Origin of the sequence: Natribacillus halophilus, assembly GCF_900100185.1 — a bacterium.
GTDB lineage: Bacteria > Bacillota > Bacilli > Bacillales > Marinococcaceae > Natribacillus > Natribacillus halophilus.
Genome location: NZ_FNEN01000009.1, coordinates 17,023 through 37,752 on the forward strand (window position 1 = coordinate 17,023; position 20,730 = coordinate 37,752).

The window sequence follows — 20,730 nt, forward strand, 5'->3', positions numbered from 1 at the left end:
ATGGCAAAAAAGAGCAAACGAAAAGAAAACGGGCTGCCCATGTTTCTGTTTCTGATTGTCATTCCTGCTGCTGTTCTCGTTGTGCTCGGTGGCGTTTTATTGTCGCTGTTAGGGATGAACCCCATGGAGCAAGTGAGGTCCGCCGCCGGTCAGCTGCCGGTCGTATCCACCTGGATCACTGCAGAAGACGACGATGAAGTCGGAGAAAATGAAGGCTCCCTTATGGAAAACGATGACGAAATCATGCGTCTGGAACAAGCATTGCAGCAAGCGGAAGAAACGATAGAGGAGCTTGAAGAAGAAATCGAACAAATGGAAGAAGATGAAGCGTTCGCCCAATCGGGCGAAGATATGGCCGAAGAAGATGAGGCACCGGAAGAGCTCGCACGCATCGCACGCGTTTATGAAAATATGAATCCAAGGCGGGCAGCCGAAATTATGGAAGAACTCTCCGATGACGTCGTTTTGCTTCATATGTCAGAGATGAATGACGACAGCCGCTCGGATATTTTACAAAACATGGACCCGGAACGAGCCGCCGACATTACGACATTGCTTGGCGGATAAGTGCAACCGAGGCTTTCGCCGGACTCGGCGCTAAGCCAAGTGGAGGTGAAAGGATGATACCGGTAGCGTTTTTGACCCAACTTTGGCCGGGAGGAAAAGCCAGGTTCGCTGCACCATTCGACGAGGGGATGGAAAAAGAAAGTACCTTTGCAGAATTGTTTTCTCATTTTCTGGGAAGGAACGAAGCGGCACTTCCTGAGATGGAAGAGGAGAGCTCAGACGTACCAGCCCTCGAATTAATGGACACCATCCGTGAGTGGATGCCAACCTTGCCGGTCCCCGAAAACGAGGCAGAGGAGACAGATTGGGAAACAACGCTCCTCATGCTAAAAGAAGCGGTAACGGAAAAGGAGGCATTGGCGGATCTGCGGGGAGTGACAGAGGCGTTCGTCGCGGGAGATACTTCCGTGGAAACGTTTCTTAACGAGATGGTGGCCTTGCTTGAATCTAAGTCAACGCAAGGAGATGAAGCTTCCCTCCGGGAAGCGCTAACGGCGCTAATCCCGTCATTGACGGCGCTCGTTGCCTTTGCGACTGAGAAGGGCGGGGAACCTGAACAAAGAAGCCGGCAACGCCCTCCTTACTTGCCATCATGGCCGCAAGTCGCCGACCGAAACGGTGCAGAGCCCATCCGGGCCTCACAGGAATGGTTGCAGATGCAGGGAAGGGGACAAACACCGCTCCCACACGTTCAGCAACTTGGTTCACATCCCTCATCCTCCCTGCCTTTCTTCAATGAAACATTGGCGATGCAGCCGTTGAACGAAGGCCAGCAATTAACGATTCACCTTGGGGAGCAAAAAACAGACCATGCGCGGGCAGTTGAATTCGTGAAGCAATTCCAGCAGGTACTCGGGAAAGGGGTTCTTCGTGTCAATGGCGACACTCAGCAGCAAATAACGATTAAGCTTTATCCGGAGAGCCTGGGACGTCTGGATATAACGATCAGTAAAGACAACGGCGTGTTGCAGGCGAGATTTTTAACGACGACGGGGCTTGCCCGTGAATTGGTTGAATCCCAGCTCCCTCACCTTCGCCAGGCTTTCGGGCAGCAACAATTGCCGGTGGAGCGGATCGTTGTCGAGCAGATGAATACCGAGCAGCCTGAAGAACGTAAAGAAGAAAATCCTTCCTTTGCTGAAGATGAAAGGGACCCTCATGAAGGAGAAACGGAAGGAGAAAATGACAATCAATCGTTTGCGGAATGGTTACAGACATTGCTGAATGAAGAAGAGGAGGTGATCTGAATGAATATTAACGCTCAGGCAACGACGGCCGTCCCCGGGCAAAGGGAAGTGAACGGCGTGGAGGTCACCACGACGGAAGAGCAGATGCTCGGCAAGGATGATTTTTTACAAATATTAATCGCCCAGCTGCAAAACCAGGATCCCCTCGATCCCATGGATGATCGTGAATTTATTGCCCAGATGGCGCAATTCTCCTCCCTGGAACAGATGACGAATATGAACGAGGGGATGCAGCGTTTCGTCGAGAGCCAGGAAAACGGTGCCCTCGCACAAACGAGCGAATTGATTGGCAAGACGGTCGAATGGGCGCGTCTCGTCGATAATGACCAGGGTGAAGAGATCGAATATCGACAAAACGACATCGTTTCCGTGCGCAGAAGCGAAGACGGCTCGATTGAACTGCTCCTCGATGATGATAGCTGGATCGATCAGGGTCAACTCGCACGCATTGGTTTAGAAGCAGGCGAAGAAGATTAATAAAGGAGGACGTTATTCATGTTGCGATCGATGTATTCCGGCATTTCCGGTCTGCAAAACCATCAAACAAAACTCGACGTAATCGGAAATAATATTGCCAACGTCAATACGGCCGGTTTTAAAAAAGGGCGTTTTACATTTCAGGATATGATCAGCCAGCAAGTGCAGGGCGCGACAGAACCCGGTGCGGATCAAGGCGGTACGAACCCGGTACAAGTGGGGCTTGGAAGTCAAACCGGCACCATTGATACGCTACATACCCAGGGGGCGATGCAGCCGACCAATCGTGAACTTGACCTTGCTATTGGCGGTGATGGTTATTTTCGTATTCAAAATCCGGAAGGTGGAGAATTTTACACGCGTACCGGAAACTTTTCCCGGGATGAGGCTGGAGATCTCGTCAATGAGGACGGTTATTATGTGCTGGGTGCAGACGGGGGCACCATTACGATTGCCGAAGAGGCATCCGATTTCAGCATTGGCAGCGACGGCACGGTGACAGAAGACATTGATGGGGAAGTGATTGAGGCGGGGACGATCGGCCTCGCTACCTTCGCGAATCCGGAAGGCCTGGAACAAGCGGGCGGTAATCTATATGGAGAAACGGTCAACTCCGGAGACGCAAACAACCTGGAAGCGGGAACGGGAGGCGCTGGTGAAATCGCCGCCGGCATGCTGGAAATGTCCAACGTGGATCTTTCCGAAGAGTTTGTGGAAATGATTTCCGGTCAGCGTGGCCTGCAGGCGAATACGCGAATTATTACGACTTCCGATGAAGTGTTGCAGGAGATCATGAATCTGAGATAAGGAGGCGCGGGCCCGGGGCGGTCCGCGGGATACATATATGATTGAATTGCAGCGATTGAATGGGACCGTGTTTTCCCTGAACATCATTCATATCGAAACGATTGAAGCGTTGCCGGATACGACGATCACACTCACGAATCAACGTAAAATGATCGTGCTCGACCCGGTTGCCGACGTCACGGAAAAAATCAATACCCTGTACAGATCGATCGGGATGTTTGCGACGCAAAGGGGGACGTGACCGTGAAAAAACTGATGATTGCCGTAAGTGTTGTCATCATCGCCCTGATCGTATCTATTGCGGCGACGTTTATCCTGTCCGTTCAATTTAACGGCGAACCGACGACTGAAGGCTCGGATCCCAGCATCGATGAAGTGCTTGATCGTTCATGGGACACCGAAGAATTAACGACAAATGTGGAAGGCGATGATTACGTGCGTGCTTCTTTTCGGATTCAGGCCGATTCCGGCGATACCGTAGAAGAAGTAGAGAAGCGGGACTTTCAAATTAAAAATGCCATCATCCACCGACTGGCGGAAATGGACGCGGATGAATTAGGCAGTTCGGAAGGTCTTGAGACGCTGGAGGCAGGGTTGCAGGAGGATATTAATCAACTGCTTGATGAGGGTGAAGTGGAAAGCGTGTACACGACGAGCCGCATCATACAATAAAGCGGCGGCAGCTGGAAATGAGGTGATAAGCAATGGCAGACATACTTTCGCAAGGAGAAATCGACGACTTGTTGGCCGCGATGTCTACGGGAGAAATGGACGCGGAGGCCTTACGCAAGGAGATCGATGAGAAAAAAATTACCACCTATGACTTCAAACGGGCGCTGCGTTTTTCCAAGGATCAGATACGCTCGCTCACGCGTATTCATGAAAATTTTGCCCGCTTGTTAACGACAACGCTCTCCGCCCGGTTGCGGACGTTTGTGCACATTGCCGTTGCTACGGTTGAACAACTGCCCTATGAAGAATTCATCCGCTCCATTCCTAAAATGACCTTGCTCCATGTCTTTGAACCCGCTCCGCTCGATGGGCGTCTGTTGATCGAAATGAACCCGCAAATAGGGTATACCATGCTCGATCGCATCCTGGGAGGGAAAGGAACCAATTATAATAAAATTGAAAACTTGACCGAAATTGAAACGAATATCCTCACGCAAGTTTCCGACTATATGCTGGACAGTTTTCAACAAGCCTGGCAATCCGTCGTTGACATGGAACCGGTTATGGAAGATTTGGAAGTCAATCCCCAGTTTATGCAAATGGTTTCCCCGAATGAAACGGTCGTAGTCATTTCCCTTTCCGCCACCGTGGGAGAAACAGCCGGGATGATCAACATCTGCCTGCCGTATGTCGTCCTTGAAGAGATTTTACCGAAATTGTCCGGTCATTATTGGATGCAAACGACGAACAAGACGCGCGCTGAAGATGAAGAAGAAAAGCTTGAAACATCGGTTCGCCACGCTCGTTTACCTCTACAGGCCGTGCTTGGCCATTCCCAAATCAGCCTTGAAGAACTTCTGTACTTGCGCGCCGGGGACGTGATCGAGCTTGATCAGGCGGTCAACGACCCGATTATCGCATACGTCGGCGGCGAGCCGAAGTATTATGTGCAAACAGGGAAGCGTAAACAGCGATTGGCCGTGCAAGTGACCGAGGAGATGAAGGAGGCCGAAGACAATGAACGATCATGATAACGAAAACGAGACACTTTCGCAGGAAGAAATCAATCGTTTGCTGGAAAACTTTGAAGATAACGAAGGAGAACTGAAAAGCCGAGACTTTGATGAGGATGGCTATCCCCCGCCTCCGACGAAAGCGGCGCTGAATGCGAATCAGTACTTAACCGCTGTCGAACAGGACGCCCTCGGTGAAATCGGAAATATTTCTTTCGGGAGTGCGGCGACGGCGCTCTCCGAATTGATTCAGCAAAAGGTGTCCATTACCACCCCTGTCGTTCAGGCCGTCCAGTTTGACCTTTTGCATGAAGAGTTTCCGGTCCCCCATGTGGCTGTGCACGTTAAGTACACACATGGCTTCAAAGGGACGAATTTACTCGTGATCAAGGAAAAAGATGCTAAAATTATCGCCGATCTCATGCTCGGCGGGGATGGAAAACATCCGGATTCCGAGCTTACGGATATACATATAAGCGCTATCCAGGAAGCGATGAACCAAATGATGGGGAGTTCATCAACGTCTTTATCAACAATCTTTAATTTGCGCGTCAGTATCTCTCCCCCCGCCATCGATATGCTGGATATGCTCGAAGAGAGCGGAACCGATTATATGCCCCAGGCGTCGACATTGATCAAAATATCCTTTCACTTGCGGGTGGGCGATATGATTGATTCGGCGATTATGCAACTGGTGAGCGTCTCTTTTGCCAAAGAAATGGTAGCGCAATTGCTCGCTCCATCAGGCGACGAGGATGAAAGCGCAGAACCCGATGGCGAAGCCCTGGATACCCAACCCGGCGTCAAAAATAGAGAGGAGAGCGCAAAGCCTGAAACGTCGGAACGGAACGTGCAACCGGTGGCTTTCCACGACTTCGATGATGTTGGCCTGCCACCGACCCAATCGCAAAACCTTGATATGTTGATGGACATCCCCCTTGATGTGACGGTGGAACTCGGCCGGACACGCCGCTCGATCAAGGACATTTTGCAATTTACCCAGGGGTCGATCATCGAATTGGACAAGCTTGCCGGCGAGCCCGTTGATATTCTCGTGAACCAGCGCCTGGTGGCAAAAGGCGAAGTCGTCGTCATCGATGAGAATTTTGGCGTCCGGGTGACCGATATCGTCAGTCGTGAACAGCGTCTGCTGCACCTAAAAAATGAATAAAGGGGAGAAGGACTATGTCAAGTAGCGTATTGATCGTTGATGATGCTTCTTTCATGCGTATGATGATCAAGGATATTCTGGAAAAGAACCATTTTATCATTGCCGGTGAAGCAGAGGATGGCAAAGAAGCGGTGGAAAAATATAAGGAATTAAAGCCTACGTTCGTCACCATGGATATCACGATGCCGGAGATGGACGGCATCCAGGCTCTAAAGGAAATCTACGCGTACGATGCACAGGCGAAAGTCATTATGTGTTCTGCCATGGGGCAACAAGCGCTCGTCATCGACGCGATTCAGGCCGGGGCCAAAGACTTCGTCGTGAAACCTTTTCAAGCGGACCGGGTACTGGACGCGGTGAATAAAACCCTCGGTTAATAGGAGTATGTTTTTATATGAAAATATGTAATGCCCGGTTGGCAGTCTGTATGATGATGTTTCTCGTCTTTTGCCTGCCCCATCCGGTTGCAGCGGACGATTCCGTCCTGGATTCACTGAACGAGAGCAATGACGGTGTCGTCAGTGATGAGGGTGAAGGTGGCAGCGAAGGGATGGGGACAAGTGAAGAGCAAAGCGTTTGGAGTGTTTTATTCCAGCTCGGTCTGGCCCTTGCCGCCGTCATTCTCGTTATGTTCGTACTGTTGAAGATACTGGCTAATCGGACGAATCGTTTTCAAACGACGAAAACGATGCAAAACCTGGGTGGCATCGGCCTTGGAAACCAAAAATCCGTACAGCTCATCCGCGTGGGGGATCGACTCCTCGTCGTGGGCGTCGGCCAGTCGATTCAGCTTCTGCAGGAAATTAACGATGAACAGGAAGCGAAAGCGTTAAAGGCGTTGGCAGAAAGCCAGCAGACTTCAGATTTTACGAGTAAGACGCTCGCGCTGTGGAAAGGCGAAAAGGCGGAGGAGAATGACGCAAAACAGGTATATGCCCGGCTGGAGCGACAGATGCACGAAGTCAAACAGCATAAAGAAGCCGGATTCAACCATCTGGAAGGGAGAAAGTGATGATTTCCGCCATCATACCGGGCGTTCCCATCGGTGAGCTTTTTAGCGATGATCCCGACGCACTTTCCACGGCGCTGCGTCTCATTCTCCTGATCACCGTCCTTTCGCTGGCACCGGGTATCCTCGTGCTGATGACCTGTTTTACGAGAATCGTCGTCGTCCTTGCCTTCGTGCGCATGGGGCTGGCTACCCAACAGATGCCGCCGAATCAGGTGCTCATTGGGCTCGCATTATTTCTTACTTTTTTCATTATGTCGCCGGTCGTCCTTGAGATGAACGAAGAAGCGTTGACGCCCTTTATGGAAGGGGAGATCGACGAGGAAGAAGCTTTTTCAGCAGCGGCTTCGCCCATGAAAGAATTTATGGCGAACCATACACGTGAAAAGGACTTGGCGCTGTTTCTGGATTATGCGGATATGGAAGCGCCGGAGACGGTTGAGGACATCCCCCTGACGGCTTTGGTTCCGGCGTTTGCGATTAGTGAATTGCAAACCGCCTTCCAGATCGGGTTTCTCATTTTCGTTCCTTTTCTCGTCATCGATATGATCGTGGCCAGTGTCTTAATGTCGATGGGGATGATGATGTTGCCGCCGGTGATGATTTCGCTGCCTTTTAAAGTCTTGTTATTCGTCCTCGTGGACGGTTGGCATCTCGTCGTCGAATCGCTTTTAATCAGCTTTTAAAAAGGGGTGGGTACTATGACACAGGAAACAGTTCTAAGCATGGCCGAACGGAGTATGACCGTCATTTTTGTCGTCGCCGGACCTTTGCTGGTCGTTGCGCTTGCTCTCGGATTGACGGTCGCTGTTTTTCAGGCGACGACACAAATCCAGGAGCAGACGCTGGCGTTTATCCCGAAAATTATCGGCGTGCTCGCCGCGGTCGTCGTTTTTGGGGCGTGGATGCTCGGGCAACTCACGGCGTTTACGGAAGAAATCTATACGAATTTGCACAACTTTATAGGCTGACCTGGGAGCTTAAGGCATGGAGTGGATCAACCAACTGCCCGTTTTCCTGTTAATCTTCGTGCGTATACTTGCCTTCATGGCTACATTGCCGGTGTTTTCCTACCGCAATGTCCCGAATACGTTTAAAGTCGCCTTTGCGCTCTTTTTTGCCTATATCATTTTTTTCACGGTGGATGTTTCCGGTGTCGGTATTGATGCGACTTATTTTTTGTTGATCATCAAGGAAGCCTTGATCGGTCTTTTATTGGGTCTTATTGCGACGATGCTGTTTTATGCCATTCAAGTGGCCGGCGCTTTCATGGACTTGAAAATGGGTTTTCTCGTCGCCAATGTCATCGATCCGCAAACGGGTGCGCAAAGCCCGTTAACCGGGGGGTTCCTGTATGCCTTTGCCATACTGCTTCTCCTCGTGACCGACGGTCATCATCTATTACTGGACGGCATCTTTTACAGCTTTGCATATGTGCCCGTCGAGGAAGTGAATTTTCATTTTGGCCGGGAATCGGTGCTGGAGACGGCGGTGGGCGCCATGTCAACGATGTTTGTCATCGCTTTTCAGATGTCTTTTCCGATCGTGGGGGCGCTTTTTCTCGTCGATGTAGCGCTCGGCATGATGTCACGGGCGGTCCCGCAAATGAATGTGTTCGTCGTAGGCTTGCCGCTCAAAATCTTCCTCGGTTGGCCGATTATGTTGTTCATGTTGCCGGCCTTCCTTTGGCTCGTTTCCAATCTCGTCGATGAGATGGTGATCACGATGCGAACGCTGTTGCAATTGTTTGGAGGAGAGTAAATGGGTCTGCGCATGGATCTGCAGTACTTTGCCGAAAGCGGCGGCCAGGAAAAAACGGAAAAAGCGACGCCGAAAAAGCGACAGGACACGCGCAAAAAAGGGCAAGTGGCGAAAAGTAACGACGTCAATACGGCGCTTATCCTATTGTTCGTATTTATTTTACTTTTCGCTTATGCCGCCGTTCCCGGGCAGTTCCTGCACGATTTATTCATGGAAATATACATCAATTACGTGGGAATGGCATTTACGATCGAAAATGTCATGGCGCTGTTTCTCGACTTACTGTTTGAAATCGCAGTCGTGCTGGTGCCGATTATGCTTGCCGCCTTGATAGCCGGGGTGGTCTCGAACATGGTACAAGTCGGGGTTTTGTTCGCGCCGGAAGCGATTAAGCCGAAGCTGTCGAAAATCAATCCGATTAATGGCATCAAGCGTATTTTTTCCGCACGGGCGATTGTGGAATTGTTTAAAGCGATTTTAAAAATCATCCTCGTCGGTCTTGTCGCGTTTGGTATTCTCTGGTTATATGCCGATGAGTTACTGCGTCTGGCCCTCGTTGACGTTATGGACGGCTTTCATCTCGTGTCGTACTTGACGGGGATGATCGGCATTGCCAGCGCGTTGCTATTGCTCATTCTAGCTGTGCCCGACTATGTCTACCAACGCTATGACCATGAAAAACAGATCCGAATGTCGAAAAAAGAAGTCAAGGATGAGCATAAAAAAATGGAAGGCGACCCGCTTATTAAATCGAAACGACGCGATCGCGCCAAAGAGATGGCGATGCAACGCATGATGCAGGAAGTGCCGAAAGCCGATGTCGTTATCACCAATCCGACACATTATGCTATCGCTCTACATTACGACGGCGACGTGATGGCCGCGCCGACGATCATCGCCAAAGGGGCGGATTATACAGCGCTGCGTATGAGACAGGTGGCCGAGTTAAATGCGGTGCCGACTCTTGAGAATCAAGCACTCGCCCGCAGCCTTTATGACGGGGCGGATATTGGCGACGAAGTGCCGGAAGATTTATTCCGGGCGGTAGCCGAGGTTCTCGCGTATGTTTATCGATTGCCATCGATTGCACCCAAAAGGTATCCGGAGGTCTGAAAATGCGAGCACGTGATTTGGTCATTTTAATAGGTGTCATTTTAATCGTGGCGATGCTTATCTTTCCGTTGCCGTCACCGATGATCGATGTGCTCATCATCGTCAATATTTCGCTGTCATTACTGATTATTCTCGTCGCCATGAACATGAGGGAACCGCTCGATTTCTCGATTTTTCCGACCATTCTTTTACTCGCCACCTTATTTCGTGTTGGTTTAAGCGTGTCGACGACGCGTGCGATTTTAAGTCGCGCCGAAGCCGGGAGCGTGATCGACACGTTTGGGTCTTTTGTGGTGGGGTCCAATGCGCTCGTCGGTTTTGTCATCTTTCTCATTCTCGTCGTCATCCAGTTCATCGTCATCGTCAAGGGGGCGGAGCGGGTGTCCGAAGTGGGCGCGCGCTTTACCCTCGATGCCATGCCAGGGAAACAGATGAGCATAGATGCGGATTTAAATGCCGGCTTGATCACCGAACAGGAAGCGAAGCAAAGAAGGGAAAAGATCGAAGAAGAAGCGGACTTTTACGGTTCCATGGACGGGGCGAGTAAATTCGTCAAAGGGGATGCGATTGCAAACATCGTCATCGTCCTCGTCAATATTATTGTCGGTTTTATCATCGGCATGATGCAACACGGCATGAGTTTTGCGGAAGCCGCGAACACGTATACGCTGCTCACGGTTGGCGACGGACTTGTCACGCAAATTCCGGCCCTTCTGATCGCCACGGCCACGGGCATTGTCGTCACCCGTGCCGCCTCAGACGGCTCTCTCGGCCACGATATAAGTGAACAGGTGCTCGCTTACCCGAAATTGCTCTATATTGCGAGCGGAACGATTTTTCTGCTCGGCGTGCTTACACCGATTGCCAACATCGTTACGTTTCCCATCGCGGTATTTCTCGGTATCGGCGGGTGGATGCTCTCCCGCAACCAAGCGGTGACGAGCACCGAAGAATCGCCCGCTGACGAAGAAGCGGAAACAGAGGACTTTAAATCTCCGGACAATGTCACACAGCTTTTGATGATTGATCCGATTGAATTCGAGTTTGGCTATGGGCTCATTCCGATCGCAGATGCGAACCAGGGCGGAGACTTGCTCGATCGGGTCGTCATGATCCGGCGGCAATTGGCCCTGGAGTTAGGGATCATCGTGCCTGTGATCCGTATTCGCGACAACATTCAACTACAGCCGAATGAATATGTCATTAACATTCGCGGCCAAGAAGTCAGCCGCGGGGAATTGCTCCTCGATCATTATATGGCTATGAGTCCGGGAGCCGAGGAGGAAACGGTCACCGGTATTGAAACGTTCGAACCGGCCTTTGGCCTGCCGGCTTTATGGGTGGATGAAGCAGAAAAGGATCAAGCCGAAATCGCAGGCTACACCGTCGTTGACCCGCCATCGGTTGTCTCTACGCATTTAACGGAAACGATCAAACGCCACGCCCATGAATTGCTGGGACGGGAAGAAACGAAGCAACTCGTCGATCATGTCAAGGAAACATACCCGGCGCTCGTGGAAGAGGTTACGCCCAATCCTCTCAATCTGGGTGATATTCAAAAGGTATTAAGGACATTGCTGAAAGAAAAAATTTCGATTCGGAATTTGCCCGTCATTTTTGAAGGATTGGCCGATTACGGACCGATGGTCAAAGATCCCAAGTTAATCGCCGAGTACGTCAGACAAATGTTATCGAGGCAAATCACAAACGCCTTCGTTCCGAACAGCGGACCTTTGTATGTCGTCACCCTTGGCGGAACAGCGGAGAAAAAGATCGCCGACGCGTTGCAGCAGACGGAACACGGGACTTTTTTATCCCTTCCGCCGGACGATGCCGGTCAAGTCATCGAAACGATTGGCCGGGAAGCCGAAAAACTGGCGGATTTCGGCCAGGCGCCCGTCATTCTCTGTTCACCGGCGGTACGTCTCCACGTGCGGCAATTGATCGAACGTCAATTTCCACATATGCCCGTATTGTCCTATAACGAACTGGAACCGGAGGTCGAAATCCAAAGTGTCGGGGTGGTAAATGTGGCTTAACGACATAAAAGAATATTTTTCTATTAAATGAGATGAATTTCATGGTAAAATAGATCTATTAAAGAGGGGTGCGCATGTGCTTGATTTAACCGCGGTGGAAATGGATCAATTAAAGGAAATCAGCAGCATCGGCTTTGGCCATGCAGCGACCGCTCTTTCCGAGTTATTGCAAAAGCGATGTAAAATGACGGTTCCGGCTGTCGATATCGTTGCTTTCGATGAGGTGGTGGCGTTAGCCGGCGGGCCGGAGAACGTGGTGGCAGCAATATTTCTCAAAATCGAGGGACCGTTCCGAGCGACGATTCTTTTTGTTCTTCCTGCTGAGCAGGCGAGCGGGATCGTTCGGCAACTCACCGGCCAAAAAAGTGATATAGATGAGGAAACAGGCCTCTCGGCATTAAATGAGTTTGGCAACATTATCGCCGGCACTTATGTGGCTACGTTTGCCGATATGACAAAGCTGGATGTGCGCGCCTCGATTCCCGCCAGTGTCATTGATATGGCGGGTGCCGTGCTAACACCGGGCCTTTTGCCCCTGTCTGTATACGGAGATGAAGTCATTTTGCTGCAAACGGACTTTAACGATGAAAAGCGATTGGCCCAGTTTTATTTGCTTCCGGAACCCGGCAGTGTCGATGTGCTAAGGCAGGTTCTAAAGGGATTGTCGCAATGAACAGGCGTACGCTTACCGTAAATGTCGGAATGGCAGGGGTGGCTTATTGCCTTCGGCCCCAATCCATACGCACCTCTGGTTTGGGCTCATGTGTCGGGGTCGTCGTCTATACAGCTCATGTTGCAGCGCTTGCCCATGTGATGTTACCGGACTCGGCGATGAGCAGCGTTCTCGATGTGAACCCGGCAAAATACGCAGATACTGCTGTCCCACTGCTTGCGGAAACGATTCATCAACGCGGTTATCACGGACGAAAGCGCGCTAAAATCGCTGGGGGAGCGCATATGTTTCCGCAGCTGGCTACGGTCGATCCGCTACTCGACATCGGTACCCGAAATGTTGCAGCGGTGAGACGTGCCCTCAGGGACGAGAACATCCCGATCATGGCAGAGATAACAGGCGGGCACGCAGGACGAACGATTGAATTTTTCCCCGCGGATCAGTCGTTATCGGTACGCACGATTCACGGGGGCACGAGATTTTATTAAAGGGGGAGCGTATAACATGGAGACCACATCAGAGATGGAAGAATGTTGGGCCCGCTGGATCAAGCACGAAGACAGGCAGGCAGCCGAAGAACTCATCGCTGCCCATGTGCCACTCGTTGAGTATCATCTTCAGCGGATCGGCTCAACCCTTCCGCAAAACGTCGATCGTGATGAATTGCGTTCCCAGGGTATGTACGGCCTCTATGATGCGTTATTAAAGTTTGATCACGAGCGAGACCTTAAATTTTATACATATGCTTCTTTTCGTGTCCGCGGGGCCATGCTCGATAGCCTCCGCAAAGAAGACTGGCTTCCCCGTTCATCGCGGGATAAGGCCAAAAAAATCGATGACGCCACCGAAAGACTCGAACAACAAAAAAGGCGGCATGTCACGGAACGTGAAGTCGCCGAAGAGCTTGACATGCCCGTGGCTGATGTATTAAAGACGACCGCGGAAAGTTACATGGCCCATCTTGTATCCATGGAGCAAGCGTCCGCGGATGATGAAGAGGAAGAACCTTATCGGTTAACTTTCAAAGACGATAATACCCCCACGCCTCACGAGGCGGTGGAAAACAACGCGATCAAAGAGCAATTGCAAAGCCTCATTTCAAACCTTTCGGAGAAAGAAAGACTCGTTCTTTCCCTCTTTTATTATGAGGAACTGACATTGACGGAAATCGGGTATACGCTCCGATTGTCCACGTCCAGAATTTCGCAAATTCATTCCAGAGCCTTGTTTCGGTTAAAACAAGCCTTTCAGAAGGAAAACACAAAGGCCTAACGTTGGCATCAGTCTTGCGGAGGAGGATATGTGAGCCATGGAACTTAAAGAGTATGTTCAGATTAAAGTATCCGCGGATGCGATGCTCGCGAAATGTTTTTCCGTAAAGCCAATGGAAGCCGGGACATTCAGTGAAAAAGATGTGCTTAATTTTTTACATACGTCAGGGGTAACGTTCGGGATTGAAACCGAACATATCCGGCAATGGGTCAGCGACCCGCAAAACGTCACTTTTCCATTGATCATCGCAAGAGGCCGGAAACCGGAACGGGGCAAAGCCGCCTATCTGGAAGCGACGCGGAAAAATTCATCGTTGCCAAAAGACTTGGACACATCCACCTCGTCCGTGGACTTGCGGGAAGGGTGGACGATCCCGATGGCTTCGCAAAATGAAATCGTCGCCCGCAAAGTGGAAGCGACCACCGGCGCGGGAGGCTGTGATGTTTATGGGAAGGCGCTGCCCGGTTTAAAAGGAAAAGATTTTACATTAAGACCCGGGAAAAACACGGCGCTGTCCGCAGACGGGAAGTCCTTGCAAGCGATAGTCAACGGGCAATTAAGTGTGGAAGGCCGCACGGTGCACGTTTATCCGGTTTATGAAGTGCCCGGGGACATCACCATGAAAACCGGAAACATCCGTTTTAACGGCAATGTCGTGATCCATGGTTCCGTTCCTTCCGGTTTTCGGATTAGTGCCGATGGCGATATCCATATCAAGGGGTCTGTAGAAGCCTCTTACTTAACAGCGGGCGGGTCCGTATTCGTCGCCGAGGGCATTGCCGGACAGGGAAAGGGAGAAGTGCAGGCAAGACGGGATGTCCATAGCGGTTATATTAATCAGGGTATCGTTTTTGCCGGGCATAATATTCACGTTTTTCAAAGCATTTTACATAGCCACTGCGAGGCCGGAAACGCGCTCGTATGTACGCAGGGAAAAGGGAGTATCGTCGGCGGAAAAAACACCGCCGGCCGCTGGATCAAACTGCGGGAGGCCGGAAACGCGTTGAATACGTCCACTTCTTTTTATATCGGGGTCCGGGAACAGATGCTGAAAGCACGTGAAGAAGCCGAAAACACGCTTTTGCAGGGAAAAGAGGAAAAGGCCAAACTACAGAAGTTACACGCTAAACTGGAAGAAAAAGAAAAGGAGGCGTCGGCCCTCACCATTCAGGATCGTATTACGAAACTTCGTATCCGCAATACGATGAGTGAGCTTTTGGATAAAATGACACGGGCCGCGGACACGCTGCAAGACATTAAGAGCGTTATGAAAGAAAATGAAGGGGACGCCATTTTTGTCACCGAAAAGGCGTTCATGAATACGAACGTGCACATTGGTAAATATAAGCGGATGATTACAAAAAACAGGAACGGCATTAACGTATTTCTGGCCGAAGGTGAAGTTGTGATCCAGGATCGGCGGTAAGGAGGATAGATGTGACGTTATTTGTGATCGTAAGTATGCTATTACATATCGTTTCCGTCACGGCCATTCTTTATTTGTATCGGCAATCGCAAAAAACTGCGGCGCCCGAAGAAAAAATCGAACAGTTGCTGATAAGCTATACAGAGGAAATGAAAAAAGACAATGAACGCTTGCTGCAGCGCTTAAAGCCGCAACAAGCCGAGCGTGTTTTTCAGTCTGAGCTGACGCAAGCACTCCAGAACCAGGAGGAAAAAGAAGCAAAACGTTACGAACCGCCAGAACCCGCCGGTGAGAACGAAATAGAAGTGACACCTGCCGCTCAGGCATTAAGGTTGGCGCACATCGGCAAAAGCAAGGAAGAGATAGCCCGCGAACTTTCACTTACGTCCGGGGAAGTCGAGCTGTTGCTCAAAAAACGGGACGGACATTGATAGAGTGAAACAGCGGTAACGTATGGGTGTTTAACCCTGTGTCTATAATGGGAAAAGCCGAATGTCACAACCCTTGCCGAATCTATGCTTCTTATGGTATATTAACGACGGTGTTCATCCAGTACACACGCGAGCTGATTCGAACAATGGTGCCGCCGAAGTGTTTCGCGGTTTTGTTCGGAAGCGAAGCTACGCGGAGGAAAAAACCAAAGGAGGAAAAAGAATGGCTGTTATTTCAATGAAACAGTTACTGGAAGCAGGTGTTCATTTCGGTCATCAGACGAGACGATGGAATCCGAAAATGAGCCGTTACATTTTCACGGAACGTAATGGCATCTACATTATCGATTTGCAAAAAACGGTGAAAAAAGTAGATGAAACCTATAAATACGTACGCAACCTGGCTGCGGACGGGGGCAATATCCTGTTCGTCGGCACGAAAAAACAGGCGCAGGAATCCGTCCAGGAAGAGGCTCTCCGCTGCGGAATGTATTATGTTAACCAAAGGTGGCTGGGAGGTACATTGACGAACTTCCAGACGATCAGAAAACGGATCGCCCGCCTTAAGGATCTTGAGAAAATGCAGGAAGACGGCACCTTTGATGTTCTGCCGAAAAAAGAAGTGACCATCTTACAGAAAGAGATGAACCGTCTGGAAAAATTTCTCGGCGGCATTAAGGAAATGAAAGGTTTGCCGGATGCCGTTTTCATCATTGATCCGCGCAAGGAACGTATCGCTGTAGCGGAAGCGCGCAAGCTCAATATCCCGATTATTTCCATCGTCGATACCAATTGCGACCCGGATGAAGTCGATTATGTTATCCCCGGCAACGATGATGCCATCCGTGCCGTCCGTTTGTTGACATCGAAAGTGGCGGATGCCGTCGTCGAAGCAAGCCAGGGTGAAGAAGAGGAAATGGCAGAAGGACAAGAGACGGAGACGGAAAAAGAAACGGAAACGGAACCAGTAACGACCCATACGGAAGAATAAGGAAGAATAAACGGGGTGACAAGGGCGAGTCCCATGTCACCTTTTTTCCAGAAAAAAGGAGGCATTCTTATGGCCATTAGTGCCAGCAAAGTAAAAGAATTACGTGAAAAAACCGGTGCCGGAATGATGGATTGCAAGAAAGCATTGACGGAAACGGACGGCAACATGGACGATGCGGTGGCTTTCCTGCGGGAAAGAGGCATTGCCAAAGCGGCGAAGAAAGCCGAGCGTGTAGCAGCCGAAGGACTCGCCAGTGTGAAAATCGAAGGTGACAAGGCTATCATCGTGGAAATTAACGCGGAAACAGACTTCGTGGCCAAAAACGAGAATTTCCAACAGGCGGTCGATGCGATCGCGCACCACCTGCTCGTCAATGAGCCGAGCGATGTGGAAACGGCGTTGACCCAAACCATTGAAGGCGGCAGCGATACGCTCGAACACTATATTACCGAACAAATTGCCACCATCGGCGAGAAAATTTCTTTGCGTCGTTTCACCATTTTCCACAAAACGGATAACCAGGCATTCGGCGCCTACCTGCATATGGGCGGTAGCATTGGGGTTCTCACATTGCTTGACGGCACAGACGATGAAGACGTGGCTAAAGATGTCGCCATGCACGTGGCCGCCATCAAACCTAATTACGTGTCTCGTGATGAAGTGCCTGCAGAAGAAGTTGACAAAGAGCGCGACATTCTGAAACAACAGGCTCTTAACGAAGGGAAGCCGGAAAAGATCGTTGAAAAAATGGTCGAAGGCCGTTTAAAGAAATTTTTCCAGCAAGTGACCCTCCTCGATCAGGAATTCGTCAAGGATAGCGATCAAACGGTGGAAGAATACGTGAAGAGTCAAAACGCGAGTGTCACCTCCTTTATTCGCTATGAAGTGGGCGAAGGCATTGAGAAGAACGATGACAATTTTGCCGATGAAGTCATGTCACAAATCAAGGATTAAGGGCGAAGAGGTGGGCTCAGGTGGTTTTTCCCCACCTCCCACTTCTCACCTCTCACTTCTAGCACTGGAGGCGAACGATGCACTACAAACGTGTGGTTCTTAAATTGAGCGGAGAAGCGCTGGCCGGTGAGCAAGGATATGGCGTCGACCCAAACGTCATTCAATCGATTGCGGCCCAACTGAAAGAAGTCGCCGCGTTGGGAACCGAAATTGCCATCGTCGTTGGCGCCGGAAATATTTGGAGGGGTATGGCCGGCCATTCACAGGGAATGGATCGGGCAACCGCTGATTACATGGGGATGCTGGCCACCGTTATGAATGGCCTTGCCCTGCAGGACAGCCTTGAGGAAATCGATGTGCAAAGCCGGGTGCAAACGAGCATAGAGATGCGGCAAGTCGCTGAGCCATACATACGTCGTAAAGCGATCCGCCACCTGGAAAAAAAGCGCGTCGTTATTTTTGCAGCCGGCACCGGAAACCCTTATTTTACCACTGACACAACAGCAGCTTTACGCGCGGCGGAAATCGAGGCCGATGTCATCCTGATGGCAAAGAATAAAGTGGACGGCGTATATAATGCAGATCCTGAAGAGGATGCGAATGCTGTAAAATATCGAGAGTTGTCTTATTTTGACGTGCTTAAAGACGGGCTGGGTGTGATGGACTCCACCGCTTCTTCATTGTGCATGGACAATAATATCCCGGTCCTCGTCTTTTCGATTTCTAAAGAAGGAAACATTAAACGGGCGGTCCAGGGTGAAGACATTGGAACCGTCGTGAGGGGGAATGGATCATGAATGATTCGATGAGAAAAGACATGAAAAGTCGAATGCAAAAAAGAGTGGAGGCATTGGACCGCGACCTGGCGACATTGCGGACGGGGCGCGCGAATCCGGCCATTCTGGACAAGGTTTCCGTCGATTATTACGGCATGGAAACGCCGCTCAATCAACTGGCTTCCATTACCGTTCCCGAAGGCCGGATGCTCGTCGTTTCTCCTTTTGACAAATCATCCATTGCCGACATCGAAAAAGCGATCTTAAAAGCGGATATTGGGCTGACGCCCAACAATGATGGACAGGTCATTCGCATTACCATCCCGGCGCTCACGGACGAACGCCGCAAAGAATTGAGCAAGCTTGTACGCAAATATGCCGAAGATGCTCGTGTTGCTGTCCGCAATATTCGCCGTGAAATCAACGACCAGGTGAAAAAACAGGAAAAAAATGGGGATATAGCGGCCGATGAATCCCGTCGTGCTCAAGATGACATTCAAAAAGTAACGGATGAACATATCGAAGCGATCGATCAGGCGGCAGACGAAAAGGAAAAGGACATTATGGAAGTATAGCTTAGAAGTTGGAAGCTGGAGGTTAGAGGTTAAAGGTGTGCAAAGTAGAGAAGCTGGATATGTGGGTAGTAGAGGTGAGAGGTTGGAAGTTGGAGGTTAGATGTGCTTATCGCCGGGATAAGGGTTTTGCTCTTTTCCAACCTCCCACCTCCCACATCTAGCAAGGTTGGTGCTTAGACCATGTTGGGAAGGTTTTTTAATAATCAGAAAGAATCACGATCGCTGGAAGTGGAAACGGATGTTCCTGTACATGTGGCCATCGTGATGGACGGGAACGGGCGATGGGCGCTTAAACGGGGGATGCCGAGAAATATCGGCCATCGTGAAGGAATGAAGGCGATCCACCGTATAACCGAAGCCGCTAATGATATAGGCGTCAAAGTGCTGACGCTGTTTGCTTTTTCTACTGAAAACTGGTTACGTCCCCAATCGGAAGTAGACTTTATCCTGCGCCTGCCCGATCGTTTTTTATCCCATGAATTGCCGAAGCTGCAGGCGAATAATGTCCAGGTTCGGATTATGGGTTCCGTGGAGGCATTACCTTCCCATACGAAAAAAGCCGTCGAAACCGTCACGAAAGAAACCGCCGCCAACGACGGGCTCATTTTAAATCTGGCGCTCAATTACGGCGGACGATCGGATATTGTACAAGCCGTACAGCAGTTGTGCGAGGGTGTCGAACAAGGGCGTTACCGGGCAGACGATATTACGGAAGCAAAGCTCTCTGAGCTGTTGTATACAGCGGATTTTCCTGACCCTGACTTGCTGATTCGCACGAGCGGGGAAGTTCGTTTAAGCAATTTCATGCTTTGGCAAATGGCTTACAGTGAATTTTGGTTTACGGATGTGTTGTGGCCGGATTTCAGTCCGGAAGATTTCGCGGCGGCCGTCGAGGTTTATCAGAAACGCAAGCGTCGGTACGGGGGCGTGTAAGGAGACTTTTCGCATGAAGCAAAGAGTGGTTACGGCGTTGATTGGGCTGATTATTTTCCTCGTTCCGCTGTATATGGGCGGTCCGCTTTTTGTTACGCTCGTTACGGTGATGGCGATCGTCGCATTTATCGAACTCTTAAGGATGAAGCGATTGGCAACTTCGCCGCTGCTGGGTTTTGTCGGTTTGGGCATGTCTCTTCTGCTTTTATACGCAGGCCCGCGGATGGATATCGTTTCGAATGAGGCTACGCTGCTCGCTGTAACCGTCGGCGTCTGGCTGTTGTTGCTGGTGACCGTTTTATCGAATAATCGCTATCATTTCGATACGGTTGCCTTTATTTTATTCTCGGGGGCCTACGTTGGACTCGGGTTGCATTTTTTTCTGGCGGCGCGACTGGATAGCGGTTTTGCCTTCGTTCTCTTCGTGCTCATCGCCATTTGGGCCACCGATACGGGCGCTTATTTGTTCGGACGCAAATTCGGAAAGCGGCCCCTTTGGCCGAAAATATCGCCGAAGAAGACTGTGGAAGGCGCAGCGGGAGGATTTTTGCTCGCGCTCGTTGCGGGACTGATTTTTGCCTGGTTCTGGCCCCCATTTGATCAACTTTGGCTGACGACGATCGCCCTTATCATTATTTCTGTTGCCGGACAGTGCGGCGATCTCGTGGAATCGGCCCTGAAACGCTATTACAACGTGAAGGATTCCGGCCGGATGCTTCCCGGACACGGAGGTGTTCTCGACCGCTTTGACAGCGTCATTTTCGTGTTTCCCATTATTTATGTCGTGATGGCGTTACTTACGTAAAAACGTATGTAAACGAGG

General features: G+C 50.5%; 26 protein-coding genes. All 26 read left to right on the plus strand.

The genetic code is table 11. The features are described 5' to 3' along the window. The 26 genes from BLS58_RS10945 (at nt 1) to BLS58_RS11070 (ending at nt 20,712) form a co-directional block, all read left to right on the plus strand. On the plus strand, nt 1–567 hold the full coding sequence (locus tag BLS58_RS10945) for a MotE family protein (protein WP_090398840.1): 567 nt from the start codon (nt 1–3) through the stop codon (nt 565–567). A 53-nt stretch (nt 568–620) separates the two neighbouring features. After that, entirely contained in the window at nt 621–1,814 is a 1,194-nt protein-coding gene (locus BLS58_RS10950) for a flagellar hook-length control protein FliK (RefSeq protein WP_090398841.1), read from the plus strand. After that, nucleotides 1,815–2,291 carry a flagellar hook assembly protein FlgD gene (gene flgD, locus BLS58_RS10955; RefSeq protein ID WP_090398842.1) on the plus strand — a complete coding sequence of 159 codons (477 nt, stop codon included), beginning with the start codon at nt 1,815–1,817 and terminating at the stop codon, nt 2,289–2,291. A gap of 18 nt (nt 2,292–2,309) precedes the next feature. Next, the gene (gene flgG / locus BLS58_RS10960) at nt 2,310–3,098 is read left to right on the plus strand and encodes a flagellar basal body rod protein FlgG (RefSeq protein WP_090398843.1); all 789 of its coding nucleotides are present in this window, start codon (nt 2,310–2,312) and stop codon (nt 3,096–3,098) included. Between the two features lie 37 nt (nt 3,099–3,135). Then, nucleotides 3,136–3,339, plus strand: a complete 204-nt coding sequence (locus BLS58_RS10965) for a flagellar FlbD family protein (RefSeq protein ID WP_090398844.1) — start codon at nt 3,136–3,138, stop codon at nt 3,337–3,339. Between the two features lie 2 nt (nt 3,340–3,341). Further along, on the plus strand, nt 3,342–3,770 hold the full coding sequence (gene fliL / locus BLS58_RS10970) for a flagellar basal body-associated protein FliL (protein WP_090398845.1): 429 nt from the start codon (nt 3,342–3,344) through the stop codon (nt 3,768–3,770). Between the two features lie 32 nt (nt 3,771–3,802). Continuing rightward, on the plus strand, nt 3,803–4,801 hold the full coding sequence (fliM, locus tag BLS58_RS10975; RefSeq protein ID WP_090398846.1) for a flagellar motor switch protein FliM: 999 nt from the start codon (nt 3,803–3,805) through the stop codon (nt 4,799–4,801). Then, on the plus strand, nt 4,788–5,954 hold the full coding sequence (fliY, locus tag BLS58_RS10980; RefSeq protein WP_090398847.1) for a flagellar motor switch phosphatase FliY: 1,167 nt from the start codon (nt 4,788–4,790) through the stop codon (nt 5,952–5,954). The genes fliM and fliY overlap by 14 nt, the downstream gene beginning before the upstream one ends. Before the next feature lie 14 nt (nt 5,955–5,968). Then, entirely contained in the window at nt 5,969–6,331 is a 363-nt protein-coding gene (locus tag BLS58_RS10985) for a response regulator (RefSeq protein WP_090398848.1), read from the plus strand. A 17-nt stretch (nt 6,332–6,348) separates the two neighbouring features. Beyond that, nucleotides 6,349–6,966, plus strand: a complete 618-nt coding sequence (locus tag BLS58_RS10990) for a flagellar biosynthetic protein FliO (RefSeq protein WP_090398849.1) — start codon at nt 6,349–6,351, stop codon at nt 6,964–6,966. Beyond that, the gene (gene fliP / locus BLS58_RS10995; RefSeq protein ID WP_090398850.1) at nt 6,966–7,649 is read left to right on the plus strand and encodes a flagellar type III secretion system pore protein FliP; all 684 of its coding nucleotides are present in this window, start codon (nt 6,966–6,968) and stop codon (nt 7,647–7,649) included. The genes BLS58_RS10990 and fliP overlap by 1 nt, the downstream gene beginning before the upstream one ends. Nucleotides 7,650–7,664: 15 nt before the next feature. Beyond that, a complete protein-coding gene (gene fliQ, locus BLS58_RS11000) occupies nt 7,665–7,934 on the plus strand; it encodes a flagellar biosynthesis protein FliQ (protein ID WP_090398851.1) in 270 nt (89 codons plus the stop codon). A 16-nt stretch (nt 7,935–7,950) separates the two neighbouring features. After that, nucleotides 7,951–8,724 carry a flagellar biosynthetic protein FliR gene (gene fliR, locus BLS58_RS11005; RefSeq protein ID WP_090398852.1) on the plus strand — a complete coding sequence of 258 codons (774 nt, stop codon included), beginning with the start codon at nt 7,951–7,953 and terminating at the stop codon, nt 8,722–8,724. Beyond that, complete coding sequence (gene flhB, locus BLS58_RS11010; protein WP_090398853.1) at nt 8,725–9,837, plus strand: flagellar biosynthesis protein FlhB; 1,113 nt, start codon at nt 8,725–8,727, stop codon at nt 9,835–9,837. A gap of 2 nt (nt 9,838–9,839) precedes the next feature. After that, a complete protein-coding gene (gene flhA / locus BLS58_RS11015) occupies nt 9,840–11,876 on the plus strand; it encodes a flagellar biosynthesis protein FlhA (RefSeq protein ID WP_090398854.1) in 2,037 nt (678 codons plus the stop codon). Between the two features lie 76 nt (nt 11,877–11,952). Then, nucleotides 11,953–12,549, plus strand: a complete 597-nt coding sequence (locus BLS58_RS11020) for a chemotaxis protein CheC (protein WP_090398855.1) — start codon at nt 11,953–11,955, stop codon at nt 12,547–12,549. Beyond that, complete coding sequence (locus BLS58_RS11025; RefSeq protein ID WP_090398856.1) at nt 12,546–13,037, plus strand: chemotaxis protein CheD; 492 nt, start codon at nt 12,546–12,548, stop codon at nt 13,035–13,037. Before BLS58_RS11020 ends, BLS58_RS11025 begins: the two co-directional genes overlap by 4 nt. Before the next feature lie 16 nt (nt 13,038–13,053). Continuing rightward, nucleotides 13,054–13,821, plus strand: coding sequence for a FliA/WhiG family RNA polymerase sigma factor (locus tag BLS58_RS11030; protein ID WP_090398857.1), 768 nt, complete (start codon nt 13,054–13,056; stop codon nt 13,819–13,821). Between the two features lie 37 nt (nt 13,822–13,858). Then, entirely contained in the window at nt 13,859–15,247 is a 1,389-nt protein-coding gene (locus tag BLS58_RS11035) for a FapA family protein (RefSeq protein ID WP_090398858.1), read from the plus strand. A gap of 11 nt (nt 15,248–15,258) precedes the next feature. After that, the gene (locus BLS58_RS11040; RefSeq protein ID WP_090398859.1) at nt 15,259–15,678 is read left to right on the plus strand and encodes a DUF6115 domain-containing protein; all 420 of its coding nucleotides are present in this window, start codon (nt 15,259–15,261) and stop codon (nt 15,676–15,678) included. Between the two features lie 223 nt (nt 15,679–15,901). Further along, nucleotides 15,902–16,669, plus strand: coding sequence for a 30S ribosomal protein S2 (gene rpsB, locus BLS58_RS11045; protein ID WP_090398860.1), 768 nt, complete (start codon nt 15,902–15,904; stop codon nt 16,667–16,669). A gap of 69 nt (nt 16,670–16,738) precedes the next feature. Further along, nucleotides 16,739–17,623 (plus strand): translation elongation factor Ts, encoded by an 885-nt coding sequence (tsf, locus tag BLS58_RS11050; protein ID WP_090398861.1) that lies wholly within the window; start codon nt 16,739–16,741, stop codon nt 17,621–17,623. 77 nt (nt 17,624–17,700) lie between these two features. Further along, complete coding sequence (pyrH, locus tag BLS58_RS11055; protein ID WP_090398862.1) at nt 17,701–18,420, plus strand: UMP kinase; 720 nt, start codon at nt 17,701–17,703, stop codon at nt 18,418–18,420. Further along, entirely contained in the window at nt 18,417–18,974 is a 558-nt protein-coding gene (gene frr, locus BLS58_RS11060; RefSeq protein ID WP_090398863.1) for a ribosome recycling factor, read from the plus strand. Before pyrH ends, frr begins: the two co-directional genes overlap by 4 nt. A 180-nt stretch (nt 18,975–19,154) precedes the next feature. Next, nucleotides 19,155–19,907 carry an undecaprenyl pyrophosphate synthase gene (locus BLS58_RS11065; protein ID WP_090398864.1) on the plus strand — a complete coding sequence of 251 codons (753 nt, stop codon included), beginning with the start codon at nt 19,155–19,157 and terminating at the stop codon, nt 19,905–19,907. 13 nt (nt 19,908–19,920) lie between these two features. Beyond that, a complete protein-coding gene (locus BLS58_RS11070) occupies nt 19,921–20,712 on the plus strand; it encodes a phosphatidate cytidylyltransferase (RefSeq protein WP_176764718.1) in 792 nt (263 codons plus the stop codon). Nucleotides 20,713–20,730: the final 18 nt, after the last annotated feature.